The sequence below is a fragment of the Clostridium autoethanogenum DSM 10061 genome (genome assembly GCF_001484725.1).
Classification (GTDB): Bacteria; Bacillota; Clostridia; order Clostridiales; family Clostridiaceae; genus Clostridium_B; species Clostridium_B ljungdahlii.
Genome location: NZ_CP012395.1, coordinates 1693565 through 1709522 on the forward strand (window position 1 = coordinate 1693565; position 15958 = coordinate 1709522).

Genomic DNA, 15958 nt, shown 5'->3' on the forward strand with positions numbered 1-15958 from the left:
ACCCTACAGCATCAGTAAATACCCCCCAATAAGATACATCTGACTAAACGGCTTTTTGCCCCTTTCTCAACTCATATTTGACCTAATATAAACCTATATAATTATATCATATAATTATGAAAATTGCACAAGAAAACAATTACAATATGCTAAAAATATAAACTATATTCATAATATTGCTCATTTTTTCTAAATATTTATGATTTAAATTTATTTTCTAACAAATGAATTTTTTAACTTAAAGAATTCATTTAAGTTTTTAATCTATATCATTTAAAAGACACGTTAATGTTAATAAACTATCACTTAAATGAACATTTTCAATCTTTATATCTTCTGGAGTAACCAAATCTACAGGAGCAAAATTCCAAATACCTTTAACTTTGTTTTTGACTAAAATATCACAAACCTTTTGGGCATTATTGTTAGGTACACATATAACGCCTATATCTATACTATTTTCTTTTAAGTAATCATCTAAATAATCTATATCCCTTATCTCGATATCCCTGATTCTAATACCTATAAGTTTAGGATTTATATCAAAAATAGCTTCTAATCGAAAACCTATTTTTTCAAATCTAGAATAATTAGCTATAGCCTGACCTATATTACCTGCACCTATTATAACAGTCCTATAAGTTTTTGTAAGACCAAGTATATTGCATATTTGCCCATATAATTCACCTACATTATACCCATATCCCTGCTGTCCAAAGTCCCCAAAACAGTTTAAATCCTGCCTTATTTGTGAAGCTGTAAATCCTATTTTTTCACTTAATTCCTTAGAGGATATTCTATCCACGTCATTTTTCATTAAATCCATTAAATACCTATGGTATTTTGGCAATCTCTTTATAACAGCCATTGATATATTCTTTTTTTTATCCATACTACACCTTCTTCTATATTCTTTGATTTCTCTTAAATACTTTTTTGATTTTTAGAATACCATTATTGTATCTAAATAAATTACTTTGATATATATTTAATTATCCTATTCATACAGACATAAATCAATACATTTATATGTAAATTATATTAATTATTTACATGCTTTATACAATATAGTACTCACTTTTTTAGTTACCTTTTAACATTCGTAAATAATGAGCAGTAACAACTATTGTTAATTTGCCTACATTCCTAATCCTTACAAATGTGCTTAAAAGTTAACTATAATTTCTTTTTTAAAATAAATTTAAGCCAATAATTATCCCATATCATAATTTTCTAATTATAATTATAACATAGGACTACAAAAAAGTTACTATACATAGTAAAATGTTAATGATTAAGGAAGGTGTTACTAATGGTTGTTTTAAGTTGCAATAATATTCATAAAAGTTATGGAATAGAAATTATACTTGAAAATATAACTTTCAACATAAATGATGGAGAAAAAGTAGGATTAATTGGTCCAAATGGAGCTGGCAAATCCACCTTATTTAATATTTTAACAAGTAAAATAAATTATGACAGTGGAAATTTATTTATAGATAAAGCTAAAACAGTTGGATATCTAACTCAACATCTGTCATTGGATTCTTCAAATACTATATATGACGAGATGCTTACTGTGTTTCAGGATCTAATTAATTTAGAAAATAAGTTAAATAAATTAGAAGTCTTGATGAACGAACCTTATGATTCCAAAAATGAAGAGTATAGAAATAAATTGATAGATAAATATACCACCTGTTCAGAGATATATACAAACAGGGGGGGCTATACCTACAAAGCTGAAATAAACAGAGTTTTAAGTGGACTAGGTTTTCAAGAAAATGAATTCCACGATCCTATAACTGTGCTAAGCGGTGGGAAAAAAACAAGGGTTGCACTTTGTAAACTGCTTTTATCTAAACCTGATATCATTCTTTTAGATGAACCTACTAACCACCTGGATCTAGACGCTATAGAATGGCTAGAAGAATATTTAAAATCCTATAAAGGCACTATCATAATAATATCTCATGATAGATACTTTTTAGATGCTATAACCCAGTCAACTATGGAACTCATAAACGGTCATATAAATTTTTATAGCGGAAATTATACTACTTCTTTGGAATTAAAACAAAAAAATTATGAAGTCCAGCTAAAAGCCTATAATATACAGCAAATAGAAATAAAAAAGCAAGAAGAAATCATTGAAAAATATAGATCTTTTAACAGAGAAAAGAGCATAAAGGCAGCAGAAAGCAGGCAAAAGAAGTTAGACAAAATTGATAGACTAGCTGCTCCTGACAAAGATGAAAAAATTAAAGGTATAACATTTAAAACTCAGATAAACAGTGGAAATGACGTACTTCACGTAGAGAACTTGAGTAAAAGTTTTGATAAAAAACTATTGTTTAAGAACTTAAATTTTGATATAAAAAAAGGAGAAAAAACAGCTTTAATTGGTGAAAATGGTAGAGGCAAAACTACATTTTTTAAAATAATTCTAGGAAAATTAAAACAAGATGATGGTCTTTGCAAATTAGGTAAAAATGTATTGGTAGGCTACTACGACCAAGAACAATCTGACTTAAATATTGAAAAAACAATTATAGACGAAGTATGGGACAGTTTTCCAAAGCTCACCACTACAGAAATAAGAAATGCTCTAGCCAGCTTTTTATTTACAGGAGATGACGTATTTAAAAAAATATCTTCTTTAAGTGGTGGAGAAAAGTGCAGGATAAATCTATTAAAACTTATATTGTCTAAATCTAATTTTTTACTTTTAGATGAGCCTACAAACCATCTTGATATAACATCCCGTGAAGCCTTAGAAGAAGCTTTATTAAACTACGATGGTACCGTACTTGTAATTTCCCATGACAGATACTTTTTAAACAAATCCGTTAATAAAATATATGAATTAAATGAGAATGGTGTAAAAGAATACTTGGGTAATTACACCTATTATGTGGAAAAGAAAAAGAATCCCTTGAGATTTGAAATGGAAGAGGAACAAAGTTCAAAAACTAAAACTCAAATACAACATGAGAAAAAAAAGAAAAGAGAACTTGAAAAGTCTAAACGTGAAAAAAAATCTAAAGTTAAAAACATTGAAGAAGAAATTTCAAATTTGGAAGATCACGTACTTGAACTTCAGAAAAAACTGTGCCTAGAGGAAGTTTATTCTAATCCTGAAAAAAGCAGTGCTGTAAATAAGGAACTTTCAGATACACAAAATGAAATAGAAACTTTATACGCTGATTGGGATAAAATGTTATAAATTTATAGAGTTTCTAAACAAAAATAAACTTATGCTCCGAATATTTTTACAACCACAAGCACGATTAAATATTTTGATAAGTCTAAGCAGAAAATTTATAAAAACCTAAGGACTTTTGAAAACTCGTACCTCAGACAATTCAAAAGTCCTAAGCTTTTTCATAAATTTTCAACTAAGACTTATATACAAAATATTCAAATGTACTTGTTTATTGTAAAATATTTCTACGCATAAGTTTATTTTTAAGTTAGAAACAGCTATAAATTGTTGATATCTGCACATTAAAGGTAGTTTTTAACTTGAATTTAAAGTACATTCAAAGAATTAGAAACAGCTATTTAAATCAATTTCTCAGGAATAAATTTAGATGAAATCCTTTTTATCAATAGATAATCAAGTACTAAAAGAACTCCACCCGCTATAAGCATTACAAGGTTATTGAGTAAAAGTATACCTGTCATTTGAGCTACTAATACAAGAATCACTGGAATGACGAGAAGGCCGCTTACCTGCTGTGCTTCCTGAAAAGTTTCTGACTTTGCTGATACCATAACAGTAAATGTTAGTGATAATAAATTGATTGCAGGTGAGATCCAAAGTATGATTATGAGCCATTTTATGTCTGGAAAAATAAGTCTTCCAAAATAGATAAAACCACCTATATTACATATGATGCCAAAGACTATAAATGAAATGAAAGTCACGATGTAAGATGGCACAAAAACACCTAAAATCTTAGCTCTAAGCAGTTGTTCCATGGATATTGGTGTGTAAAGCAGAGACTCCAGAGTTTTATGCTCTTTTTCTCCCACAAAACTACTGGCTCCAATAACTCCTGAACACATTATTGGAATTATGAGAAAGTATGATGGGAACATAAAGTCTATACTTACTTTTATTAAAAGCTTAGCTGGAGTATATGCTGCATATTCAGGAGGCAATTTTCTTAGGAGAGGAGCCATTTTTGTAAGCATACTTGAATCATTTTCAACAAAGTTCGCACCAATAAGTATACCTAATGGTATGATTACAATCAAAATAATCGGTACAATAGTCATAGGCATAATAACACGTTTTGAACTTGTTATTTCATTTATATCTTTATAGATCAATGCTTTTTCACTTATATTCATACCCTAACCCCTCCAGACTTATAAAGTTACATCATTAGATGTGCCTTTTATATATTTAAAGTAAAGTTGTTCTAGTGACCATTTCTTCTGCATCGCCTCATAAATTTCTCCACCACTTGTCAGTATACCTTGTATCAGAGTATTTACCTCTTTATCTCCTAAAATAGATTTGCTATATATATCATTACCTTCATGGATAAATCCAAGTTTTTCCGAAATATTTTTTCCTCTAATTTTTAATTGAAGAGCCGCATTTTTCCTTAAAGCAAGTTCATCAAATGTACCTAACCCGAGAATACTACCATTATTTATAAAACCATATAGTGTGCAGATATCTTCAGCATATTTTAATTGATGGGTACAAAGAAATATTGTAACCTCATTTTCCTCTGCAAGTTCTTTTATAAGCCTTGTAACATTCAGTGCATTTTCTGGATCTAAACCAGAAGTAGGTTCATCAAGAAATAAAATCTTAGGATTATGAACTAATGCTACAGCTAGAGAAACTCTCTTTCTCATTCCCGTACTAAAAGATTTTACCTTCCTGTTTCTTACATCTAATAACTCCAGCCTTTTCAATATAAAATCAGTACGTTCATTAAGCAATTTTTCACTCATTCCATGCATTTTGCCAAAAAATATTAAATTTTGCTCAGCAGTAAGGTTTTCGTAGCAGGAAGAACTTTCAGTCATAACCCCACATAATCTATGAATTTCAATATTATTTTTTCCCACAGGTATTCCTAAAATTTCAGCATATCCTGACGTTGCCGAAAGAATTTCATTAAGAATTCTAACTGTAGTGGTTTTTCCTGAACCATTAGGGCCAAGAAATCCAAATATCTCGCCTTTTGGTATACTTAGACTTATATTGTTCAAAGCATTAATCTGCCCATCGTAAGACTTTTTAAGATTTTTTATACTTATTGCATTCACTTTTTTCACCTAACCTTTCTTTCAGTTTTTTCTTGATTGTTGTCTCATCTATACGAGTATTTGTTCCATTACAATTATTATCCTCAAATCATTTATCTACCTTATTAAAATATTCATTTCTTTCTATCGCCTCTAAATAATATTTTAGATGTTGACCTATTTCCCGTAAATGGAGTTGTAGTTGATCTTAGTTGAAAAAATCAACTTGCAGGAAACATGATTTCATAATTAAAGCCCTGCTTCTTTTAATTAAGCAAGGCTCATATATATATAATCTTTAATTTATACTTTTTACAACTTGGCATTTATTACTTCTATTCTTTTAACACAACTCCAAGCAGACTAATAATTAAAACAGCCTGTTTTCTCGTCTTTATACACAATAGTTCCCTTATATATCGTTCTCTTTACTTTTCCATACAACTTTTCACCTATAAAAGGAGAATTGCAGGACTTAGAATAAAAGTTACTTACCACATATTCTTCCTCAGGATTAAATATTACAATATCTGCCCTATGTCCTTCTTTTATATATCCTCTATCTAATCTATACAATTTCGCAGGATTTACAGTAAACTTTTCTATAACATCCATGTAACTTAAATATCCTGGCTTAACTAATTTTGAAATTGCAAGGGAAAGTGCAGTTTCAAGGCCTATCATTCCACTTGGTGCTTTAGAAATTTTACCTTCTTTTTCTTCCCTTGAATGGGGTGCATGGTCTGTAGCTATTATTTCAATTGTGTTATCTTTCAGTGCCTCAATTATAGCCTTTCTGTCACTTTCCATTCTCAAAGGTGGATTTACTTTTGCACTTGCTCCCTTTTTCAAGACTTCCTCTTCTGTTATGCTAAAATGATGTGGTGTTGCCTCTGCCGTTATATTTGCACCCATTCTTTTTGCCCATCTAACAAGTTCAACAGATAAACCAGAACTTATATGTTGAATGTCAATTTTTGCTTTAGTTGATATTGCAAGTGCTGCATCTCTTGCAACAAGCACATTTTCTGCTTCTTTTGGAGAACCTTTTATATCTAATGCGTCTGCTATTTTCCCTGAATTTATTCCATTTTCACTTATTAGTTCTGGATCTTCTTCGTGAAAGCTAAGAACTACATCAAGCTCTCTTGCCATGTTCATAGCCTCAACTGCTGTTTTTGAACTTATAATTGGTTTACCATCATCAGAAAATCCTACTGCTCCAGCTTCCTTTAACTTTTTCATGTCTACAATTTCTTTTCCAGCCATTCCTTTTGTTATAGAAGCTACTTGAAGTACTTCAATTCTTGCCATTTTAGCCTTGTTCAATATATAGTTTAAAGTCTCAACATTGTCTACCACCGGTTTAGTATTGGCCATACATATAACCGTTGTGTATCCTCCCCTTGCACCTGCATTTGCTCCAGTAAATATATCCTCTTTATAGGTAAAACCAGGATCTCTAAAATGACTGTGTATATCTATAAAACCTGGAGCAACTATGCAAGAAGAAGCATCTATAACCTTATCTACGTTTTCTTCATCTATGTTTTTGTCAACTTTTATTACATTTTCATTATCTATTAAAATATCCATATTTTTATTTAATTTGCTCAATGGGTCAATAACATATCCGTTTTTAATAAGTATCATTCCAAATCCTCCTACTATATTCATAAGCTATTTTGCATTTATTCTACCAGAAATAAGTGTCTTTAGCTATCTATTTCATTGATAATACAAAAACTGCCGACAAAATATATTTGCCAGCAGCCTGTAATGTAGAGTTTCTAACTTAAAAATCAACTTTTTTTGAGAGGACAATTGACAATTGACAGAGGACAGTGAAGGAATATTTTTCTCCGCTGCACTACGAAAAATCTTTAATTTAAAAGAAACTCACGTTTTTTGTTTCTAAAAAGTACTTTCTGAGCAAGCAATTATCTGAAAATCACAGATTTTAGAGCCTGCTTAAGCGATGTTTTGCATTAGCAAAACAAGCTTAAAAAATAAATTAGTTTTCTGACGTAAGGAGGAAAACTCACCTTCATTGTCCTCTGTCCTCTGTCAATTGTCCTCTTGAAAAAGTTATGTCGTAATTTTTTTATTTTCTTATGTTAGAAAGAAAATTATCCTTATTTGATATTTAAACTTTGTACTTTGTTATTTAAAAACTTTATTTTCCCTTAGAATCTCTCTCTAAAAAGTCTAAAAGTACTTCTGTACGTTCTTTTTGTTTCTTTTCTAAATCTTCTGGTGTCCAATTATAAAATCCTTGTCCACTCTTACTTCCCAAATTTCCAGCTTCAACTTTATCCTGCATTAACTTAGAAGGTTTTGTATAATTACATAAATCTTTAAATAAATATGTAGATATATTATGAAATATGTCTAAGCCTCCTAAATCTGCACTGCATAATGGGCCTGTAACAGGTAATCTTCTACCATGTCCATATTCCATGGCTTTATCTACCTCTTCTGGTTTTGCCCAACCTTGTTCTACTATATATAAGGCTTCTCTAAGAAGTGCAAGTTGAAGTCTATTCCCTATAAACCCTAAACATTCCTTTTCCATGCGAACAGCTTTTTTACCTATAAATTCAACCCAGTTCATGACTATTTTCATCGCATCCTGTGATGTTTTTTCTCCTGGTACTACTTCTACCAATGGAATCAGCTGTGGTGGATTCCAAAAGTGGGCAATTGCTACTCTTTCAGGGTACTTTGTATTCTTAGCTATAGCCGTTGGACTAAGTCCTGAAGTATTACTAGTTAAAACTACATCTGGTGAACAAATTTCATCCAACTGCCTAAAGATATCCTGTTTTAACTCTAAATTTTCAGCTAATGCCTCTATTATAAAATCAGCATCTTTGGCAGCTTCTTGAATTGTTTTAACACCTTTTATTTTGCTTAAAATTTCTTTACATTTTTCATCTGACAATTTTCCTGCAGCCTTTAAACTATTTAGGCTAGATTTTATATTATTAAATCCTCTTTCCAAGCTTGCATCAGATCTGCCATACATAACTACATTTAATCCTGCCTTTGCAGAAAGTAATGCTATACCATGTCCCATAGTTCCAGTTCCTAAAACTGCTATGTTTTTAATGTTCATCATTTTTCATCCCTTCTTAAATATAGCAATTGCTGACTATCTATACTTGCCAATTTTCTCTTTCATTGTTACTCCTGTTGGTTTATAATCTATTTTTACTACAGATGCAACTCTCTCTGCACCTGCTTCTGTACATATACTTTGAGCCTTTTCTACTATTTTCAGAAGTTCACTCAATTCACCTTCCATAGTAGTTTCCATAGGTCCTACTTCATACTTTACCCCAGTAGACGCTATATACTCTATAACCTTATCAACAACACCATACAAATCCTTATCCTTCACTACAGGTAATACTTGAAGACTTACATTTACTAATGCCATAATACATTTCTCCTTTTCAAATTTAATTTTTAACTATTTTGTCATTACATGATCTGTATAAGTTAACTTTTAGATTGAAAACCCTATATGAGTATTCTAACTTAAAAATCAAATTATACGCAGGGATATTTTTACAATAATGAAGCTCTTTTAAATATTTTGTATATAAATCTTAGGAAAAAATTCGTAAAAACTTAGAACTTTTGAATTGTTTGAGGTACGAGTTTTCAAAAATTCTTAGCTTTTTTAGAATTTTTTACTTAGACTTATCAAAATATTTAATGAGCTGAAGATTGTAAAAAATATCCGAAGTATAATTTGATTTTTTGCTTAGAAACTCTATAGTTCATATCTTCAATAATTCTCTTAATTTTTTTACGTTACTTCTGCTTATAGGAATTTCTGACTTTTCTTCATCATCCATAACCAGCTTATAAGTTCCATTAAACCAAGAATATAATTCTTTTATATTATCCATGTTTACCAGGTAGCTCCTATGACATCTAAAAAAATTAGTTTTCTCTTCTATCTGATAAAGAGTTGTCCCAACCAGATATCTGTCATTTTTAGTTTTAACATAGGTTTTATCATCTTCTATGTAGCAATAATAGATATCCTTTACATTTACTAAAATTATCTTTCCTTGCCTCTCACAAGGAATTCTTTTTACCAAATTACTCTCTTTGTCTATTTTACTTACTATTTCATTTAATATATCAGGTATTTTTTCATTTTCTGAACTTTTTTCACGCCATTTGCTAATTAATCTTCTTATAGTAACAGCTATTCTCTTTTCATCAAAAGGTTTAAGTACATAATCAAGGGCATATATTTCGAAAGCCTGAACTGCATATTGTTCATAAGCAGTAACAAATATTATATCTATTGACTTATCAAATTTTTTAATGACTTTTGCCAATTCAATACCATTTTTTAAAGGCATATTTATATCTAAAAATACAGCATTTGGTTTTTTATTTTTTATAAGATCTAGTCCACTTTTACCATCGTATGCAATTCCTTCTATACATAAATCCTCATATTTTGATATTATATAATTCAATTCCTCCGCAGCAGGAATCTCATCTTCTACAATAACACATTTCAGTTTATCCATTTGCCGATGAAACCTCCTTCATTGATATGAGGAAACTAATTTTAGTTCCATTATTTAAAGAAGTCTTTATACTTAGTCCATGGTCTTCCCCATATAATAGTTTTAATCTTTCATTTACATTCTTCAATCCTATTCCAGGCCATTTAGTTAAAATTTCATTTAATCTTTCATTACTCATACCTACTCCAGTATCTTCTACTGAAAATAGTATTTCCTTATCCTTAAAAGATGCCTTAAGATATACACTGCCGCCTTCAGGTTTGGGCAGTATTCCATGTTTTATAGCATTTTCTACAATAGGCTGTAGTATGAATGCAGGAACCTTGGCTGTCATCATTTTATCTGGTATATCAATAATTAGCTTCAGCCTATTTCCAAATCTAGCTTCTTCAATAGAAATGTATGATTTAGTAAATTCTAATTCATCTTTTAAATAGGCAAAATCCTCTTCTCTCTTTAAAGTTTGTCTAAAATAATTTGATAAATCTATAATAAGTTCCCTAGCTTTAGAGGGGTTTGTCCTACAAAATGACGATATAGTATTTAGGGCATTAAACAAAAAATGAGGTTGTATCTGGGATCTTAGCGCTTTAAATTCTGCTATAGATGCTTCTTCTGCCAATTTATTTAGTTTATATAATTCTATCTGGTTAGAGAGTAAATCGCTTAGTTCTTGTACAAATTGTATAAAATAATTGTTAATATCTTTTTTTGACTTCAATCCAAGTCCCAGTACTCCTTGAAAACCAGAGTTTGGTATATTAAATGGTGCACACACAAAAAACATCTGTCCTTCATTTATGATTTTATAAACAGGAAATTTATCACCCTTATATATACTTTCTCTTAATCTTATCTTATTTATGTTTTTAACAGAACAAGTCAAAATATCACTTTTATCCCCTATAAGTATTCCATCAATATTTGCTACTTCATATATTATTTTTGATACATTTTTAGCTGTTTCCTCTCCAAGTCCTTTTCTCATATATTTTACAGTTCTCTTTGCAATGTTTAAAGCCTTTTGTGCTTCTATAGCTCCAACTTTATTATATTCTTCCTTAACACTTTTTATTATACTTATAAAAATAACAGTACCTAATGAATTTATAAGTATCATTGGGACAGCTATAATTTTTACTAATATAAGTGCACTTATAAGAGGTCTTGCAAATATTAGAATTATTATCATTTGAAAACATTCTGCAACTATGGCCGCAAAAAATGCGTGTTTTACATTAAGGCTTTCATCCTTGGAATATTTTCTTGCAATACCTCCTATAAGCCCTTCTACTATAGTTGCAATAGTGCAAGCAACAGCTGTAAACCCACCTAAAGCATACCTATGGACTCCTGAAATCAATCCTACTATAACTCCAATTAAAGGTCCTCCAATATATCCGGACACTATGGCTGCAATAGGTCTTGTGTTAGCTATAGCATCATGCATTCCCAGATACCCCAAAGCCATAGTTTCTGAATTAATATTATTAGCTGGTTCTACATTTACCCCTGTATAATTACTTAAAATACCTAGAGTACTAAAAAATATTACAAGTAAAATTTTATCTGCAGTTCCCAGCTCATCTTTGATTAATTGTTTTAAAATACTAGAATGATTGTACATATATGCAGATAAAGCAATTAAGGCCATGTTCTGAAGTAATTTAAGATAAATCAAAGTATATCACTCCTCGTATAATTATCTATGAGAACTAGCAGGAACCAACTATTTGAACTTTTATCCGATGACTACCTGCTCTAATACTCCCACGCACACAGCAAAAGCGACTATCACCAAATCAAAGATTTGGGATATCTGCTTTTCTCTAAGTGTGAGTAAAGAGCAGCTACGTCCCTGGATAACGATTTCTAAGCATCAGATGGAGTCAAAACTCCATCTGATGTCAAGAACTCTGTTTATGCCTAAAAAATATAATAGCACCCCTTATATTATAATAACAAAATTCAATTGCTTTGTTAACTTTATTATATAAATACCTCTTACCGATTACCATCTATTTTCGACTATTTATCACCCTTTTTTACCATTTTAGAGTGCATTAGTATGAAAACGAATAAATTCGGACTATTATCAATATGTAATAACGTTACCATTGTTATTTATTAATCAAGCACTTTTAATTTATTAAAAATTTTACAAGGAGGTACTTATATGAACTCTATAGTACTAGTAATTATAGGAGCTTTAGTATTAGTTATAGGCTACAGACTTTATGGATCATTTTTAGCCGCAAAAGTCTTAGTTCTAGATGAAACAAGAGAAGTTCCCGCTAAAAAATTTGAGGATGGGCATGACTATTTGCCTACAAACAAATGGATGCTTTTAGGACAGCACTTCGCAGCCATTGCCGGTGCTGGGCCACTTATAGGACCAGTTTTAGCAGCACAATTCGGATATCTTCCAGGTACACTTTGGATTTTAATAGGTGGTGTACTAGCTGGAGGAGTTCACGATATGGTTATATTGTTTGCTTCAGTTAGACAAGATGGTCAATCCATAGCCGAAATTGCAAGAAAAAATTTAGGCGAAAGAATGGGTTATATTACATCAATTTCTGTTATTTTTATACTAATAATTACCATGGCAGGCCTTGGGCTTCCAATAGTAAACTCTCTTGCCAGTAGTCCATGGGGAACTTTTACCGTAGGTTTTACTATTCCAGTCTCAATATTCATAGGTATTTATCTTAAATTTATAAGACCAGGTAAAATAGGTGAAGGTACCATAATTGGTATGGCACTTATTTTATTAGGAGTTATTTTAGGACCAACTATCCAAAGTTCAGCACTTGCTCCATATTTAACTTTTAATGTAAAGCAAATGTCACTTATACTTGCTATATACGGTTTCTGTGCAGCTGTTCTTCCTGTATGGCTCTTACTTATTCCAAGAGGTTACCTAAGCACTTACATGAAAATTGGAGTTATGGCCGCACTTGTAGTAGGTATTGTACTTGTAAGACCAGAACTTCAAATGCCTGCTCTTACTAAATTTGTAAATGGTGGAGGACCTATAGTTCCAGGTAAAGTATTTCCATTTATATTTATAACTATAGCTTGTGGTGCTCTATCAGGTTTCCATTCATTGATAAGTACTGGTACAACCCCTAAGCTTATTGCCAATGAAAAGGATATTTTAGCTGTTGGTTATGGATCAATGATTATAGAATCTTTCATAGCTTTAATGGCATTAATTGCAGCAACTTGTCTTCCAACTGCTGATTACTTTGCTATAAATTCAACACCAGCTCTATTTGCAAAACTAGGTATGGTTCCAAAAGAACTCCCTATGCTGCAGCAGTTAGTAGGAGAAAACTTAGTAGGAAGAACTGGCGGTTCAGTATCATTAGCTGTTGGTATGTCTTACGTATTCTATAAAATTCCTGGACTTAAAGGATTGATGTCTTACTGGTATCATTTCTGCATAATGTTTGAAGCATTATTTATACTCACTACTATAGACTCAGGTACTAGAATAGGAAGATATTTATTTCAGGATTTATTCGGAAAATTCTGTAAGCCTCTTGCAAAACAGGACTCCTGGTTTAACATAATATTCTTCAGCTTGCTTATGTCTTTCTGTTGGGGATATTTACTGTGTACAGGTAATATATCTACAATATGGCCTTTATTTGGTGTGGCAAATCAAAGTTTGTCAGCTATAGCCTTTGCAATAGGTACTTCAGTACTTATAAGAATGGGCAAGAGAAAGTATATACCTATTACAATAATACCTATGGCATTTATAAGTGTGGCTACTTTAACTGCATCAGTTGAAAATATAACAGGAAACTATATTCCAAATCATAAAACTACACTTACAGTGTTATCTTTAATTCTCATAGCTATAGTAATAATTATACTTTATGAAAGCATAAGACACTGGATTAAAGATTTAAAATCCGGAGATTATGATAAGCCTCAAGAAGAAAAAATAGTTGGATAAATAGGGTTTATCCTTAAAAGTTTTATTCACAGTGTGTATGAAAAAAAATTCACACTGTGAATTTTTTTTATAAATTTTTCACACTGTAAAATTCAATTATGTTATTCAACTCATTGTAAATACCATTCACATGTTATTTTTGACCATTCGCATCCGTTTTTTTGCACTTTGGAATATTTGGGTATGAAAATCAATAAATTCAGACTATTATAAACATGTAATAAAATTCATATAATTAATTATTAATGAACTATTTATAATTATTAAAAATTAAAAAGGAGGTTTTTATATGAATTCTATAGTACTAGTAATTATAGGCGCTCTTGTATTAGTCGCAGGCTACAGAATATATGGATCATTTGTAGCAGCAAAAGTTCTAGCATTAGATGAAACAAGAGAAGTCCCGTCTAAAAAGTTCGAAGATGGACATGATTATGTACCAACTAACAAATGGATACTTCTTGGACATCATTTTGCTGCAATTGCAGGTGCTGGACCACTTATAGGACCAGTTTTAGCAGCGCAATTCGGATATCTTCCAGGTACACTTTGGATTTTAATAGGTGGTGTACTAGGCGGTGCCGTTCACGACATGGTTATCTTATTTGCTTCAGTTAGACAAGATGGACAATCAATTGCCGAAATTGCCAGGAAAAATCTTGGTGAAAGAATGGGTTATATTACATCAGTTTCAGTTATATTCATACTCATAATAACAATGGCAGGTCTTGGACTTCCTATAGTAAACTCACTTAACAACAGTCCATGGGGAACGTTTACAGTTGGATTTACTATTCCAGTTGCACTTTTTATAGGTATTTATCTTAAATTCTTACGACCAGGTAAAATAGCTGAAGGTACAATTATTGGTATGGTACTTATATTACTTGGAGTTATTTTAGGACCAACTGTTCAGCATTCAGCTTTAGCACCATTTCTTACTTTCAATGTAAAACAAATGTCACTTATACTTGCCGCTTATGGTTTTTGTGCAGCTGTACTTCCTGTATGGCTTTTGTTACTGCCAAGAGATTATTTGAGTACTTACATGAAACTTGGAGTTATGGCAGTACTTGCAGTAGGTATTATATTTGTAAGACCAGAACTTCAGATGCCTGCTATCACTAAATTTGTAAATGGCGGCGGTCCTATAGTTTCAGGTAAAGTATTCCCATTTGTATTTATAACCATTGCCTGTGGTGCTCTATCAGGTTTCCATTCATTAATAGGTTCTGGTACTACACCTAAACTTATTTCAAATGAAAAAGATATACTTCCTATAGGTTTTGGTTCTATGCTTCTAGAATCCTTTATAGCTTTAATGGCATTAATTGCTGCAACTTGCCTTCCAACTGCGGATTACTTTGCTATAAATTCAACACCAGCTGTATTTGCAAAACTAGGCATGATTCCAAAAGAACTCCCTATGCTGCAACAGCTAGTAGGAGAAAATTTAGCAGGAAGAACTGGTGGATCTGTATCTCTTGCAGTTGGTATGTCCTACGTATTCTATCAGATTCCTGGCTTAAAAGGATTGATGTCTTACTGGTATCATTTCTGTATAATGTTTGAAGCATTATTTATACTGACAACTATAGACTCAGGTACTAGAATAGGTAGATACTTACTTCAAGATTTAATCGGTAAGTTCTGCAAGCCTCTTGCAAAAAAGGATTCTTGGTTTAACATAATATTCTTCAGTTTGCTTATGTCTGTATGTTGGGGCTACTTACTGTATACAGGTAATATATCAACTATCTGGCCTCTATTTGGTGTAGCAAACCAAAGCTTAGCAGCTATAGCCTTTGCAATAGGTACATCAGTACTTATAAGAATGGGCAAAAAGAAGTACATGCCAATTACAGTAATACCAATGGCATTTATAAGTGTGGCAACTTTAACAGCTTCAATTGAAAATATAACTGGCAACTATATTCCACACGGTAAAACTACACTTACAGTATTATCTCTAATCGTTATGGCCATATTGATAGTTATACTTTACGAAAGTATCAAGCATTGGATTTCAGATTTAAAATCAGGGAAGTATGACAATACACCTGAAAATACCGCAGTTTAGTAAAACACCCTAAAGTTAAAATGTTATCCACAGTGTGAATAAATATGTATTCACACTGTGGATTATTTTATTTTA

11 protein-coding genes are annotated in these 15958 nt (G+C 31.3%); 3 read left to right on the forward strand and 8 right to left on the reverse strand.

Features of this window, described 5'->3' with window-relative positions:
• Nucleotides 1-259: 259 nt before the first annotated feature.
• Nucleotides 260-892, reverse strand: a complete 633-nt coding sequence (locus CLAU_RS07630) for a redox-sensing transcriptional repressor Rex (RefSeq protein WP_023162315.1) — start codon at nucleotides 890-892, stop codon at nucleotides 260-262.
• Between the two features lie 420 nt (nucleotides 893-1312).
• On the opposite strand from CLAU_RS07630, the gene CLAU_RS07635 reads away from it, so the two are divergent.
• Nucleotides 1313-3226 (forward strand): ABC-F family ATP-binding cassette domain-containing protein, encoded by a 1914-nt coding sequence (locus CLAU_RS07635; protein WP_023162316.1) that lies wholly within the window; start codon nucleotides 1313-1315, stop codon nucleotides 3224-3226.
• Nucleotides 3227-3564: 338 nt separating this feature from the next.
• On the opposite strand, the gene CLAU_RS07640 is transcribed toward CLAU_RS07635, so the two are convergent.
• The 7 genes from CLAU_RS07640 to CLAU_RS07670 form a co-directional block, all read right to left on the reverse strand.
• Nucleotides 3565-4359 (reverse strand): ABC transporter permease subunit, encoded by a 795-nt coding sequence (locus CLAU_RS07640; protein WP_023162317.1) that lies wholly within the window; start codon nucleotides 4357-4359, stop codon nucleotides 3565-3567.
• A gap of 18 nt (nucleotides 4360-4377) precedes the next feature.
• Complete coding sequence (locus CLAU_RS07645) at nucleotides 4378-5295, reverse strand: ABC transporter ATP-binding protein (protein WP_023162318.1); 918 nt, start codon at nucleotides 5293-5295, stop codon at nucleotides 4378-4380.
• Nucleotides 5296-5637: 342 nt separating this feature from the next.
• Nucleotides 5638-6927, reverse strand: a complete 1290-nt coding sequence (locus CLAU_RS07650) for a dihydroorotase (protein ID WP_023162319.1) — start codon at nucleotides 6925-6927, stop codon at nucleotides 5638-5640.
• Between the two features lie 523 nt (nucleotides 6928-7450).
• Entirely contained in the window at nucleotides 7451-8392 is a 942-nt protein-coding gene (locus CLAU_RS07655) for a 3-hydroxyacyl-CoA dehydrogenase family protein (protein WP_029170114.1), read from the reverse strand.
• A 36-nt stretch (nucleotides 8393-8428) separates the two neighbouring features.
• Complete coding sequence (locus tag CLAU_RS07660; RefSeq protein WP_023162321.1) at nucleotides 8429-8716, reverse strand: thiamine-binding protein; 288 nt, start codon at nucleotides 8714-8716, stop codon at nucleotides 8429-8431.
• Between the two features lie 346 nt (nucleotides 8717-9062).
• On the reverse strand, nucleotides 9063-9833 hold the full coding sequence (locus CLAU_RS07665) for a LytR/AlgR family response regulator transcription factor (protein ID WP_023162322.1): 771 nt from the start codon (nucleotides 9831-9833) through the stop codon (nucleotides 9063-9065).
• Nucleotides 9826-11514 carry a LytS/YhcK type 5TM receptor domain-containing protein gene (locus CLAU_RS07670; protein WP_023162323.1) on the reverse strand — a complete coding sequence of 563 codons (1689 nt, stop codon included), beginning with the start codon at nucleotides 11512-11514 and terminating at the stop codon, nucleotides 9826-9828. The genes CLAU_RS07665 and CLAU_RS07670 overlap by 8 nt, the downstream gene beginning before the upstream one ends.
• Before the next feature lie 495 nt (nucleotides 11515-12009).
• On the opposite strand from CLAU_RS07670, the gene CLAU_RS07675 reads away from it, so the two are divergent.
• Together CLAU_RS07675 and CLAU_RS07680 are read left to right on the forward strand one after the other, a co-directional pair.
• Nucleotides 12010-13803, forward strand: a complete 1794-nt coding sequence (locus CLAU_RS07675) for a carbon starvation CstA family protein (RefSeq protein ID WP_023162324.1) — start codon at nucleotides 12010-12012, stop codon at nucleotides 13801-13803.
• 289 nt (nucleotides 13804-14092) lie between these two features.
• Nucleotides 14093-15883 (forward strand): carbon starvation CstA family protein, encoded by a 1791-nt coding sequence (locus CLAU_RS07680; protein ID WP_023162325.1) that lies wholly within the window; start codon nucleotides 14093-14095, stop codon nucleotides 15881-15883.
• Nucleotides 15884-15958 lie beyond the last annotated feature (75 nt).

What these genes read in the sequence shown, in the direction of transcription:
- CLAU_RS07640 (WP_023162317.1), bottom strand. Translation starts at nt 4,359, where the DNA reads ATGAATATAAGTGAAAAAGCATTGATCTATAAAGATATAAATGAAATA.
- CLAU_RS07630 (WP_023162315.1), bottom strand. Translation starts at nt 892, where the DNA reads ATGGATAAAAAAAAGAATATATCAATGGCTGTTATAAAGAGATTGCCA.
- CLAU_RS07635 (WP_023162316.1), top strand. Translation starts at nt 1,313, where the DNA reads ATGGTTGTTTTAAGTTGCAATAATATTCATAAAAGTTATGGAATAGAA.
- CLAU_RS07675 (WP_023162324.1), top strand. Translation starts at nt 12,010, where the DNA reads ATGAACTCTATAGTACTAGTAATTATAGGAGCTTTAGTATTAGTTATA.
- CLAU_RS07650 (WP_023162319.1), bottom strand. Translation starts at nt 6,927, where the DNA reads ATGATACTTATTAAAAACGGATATGTTATTGACCCATTGAGCAAATTA.
- CLAU_RS07680 (WP_023162325.1), top strand. Translation starts at nt 14,093, where the DNA reads ATGAATTCTATAGTACTAGTAATTATAGGCGCTCTTGTATTAGTCGCA.
- CLAU_RS07665 (WP_023162322.1), bottom strand. Translation starts at nt 9,833, where the DNA reads ATGGATAAACTGAAATGTGTTATTGTAGAAGATGAGATTCCTGCTGCG.
- CLAU_RS07660 (WP_023162321.1), bottom strand. Translation starts at nt 8,716, where the DNA reads ATGGCATTAGTAAATGTAAGTCTTCAAGTATTACCTGTAGTGAAGGAT.
- CLAU_RS07655 (WP_029170114.1), bottom strand. Translation starts at nt 8,392, where the DNA reads ATGAACATTAAAAACATAGCAGTTTTAGGAACTGGAACTATGGGACAT.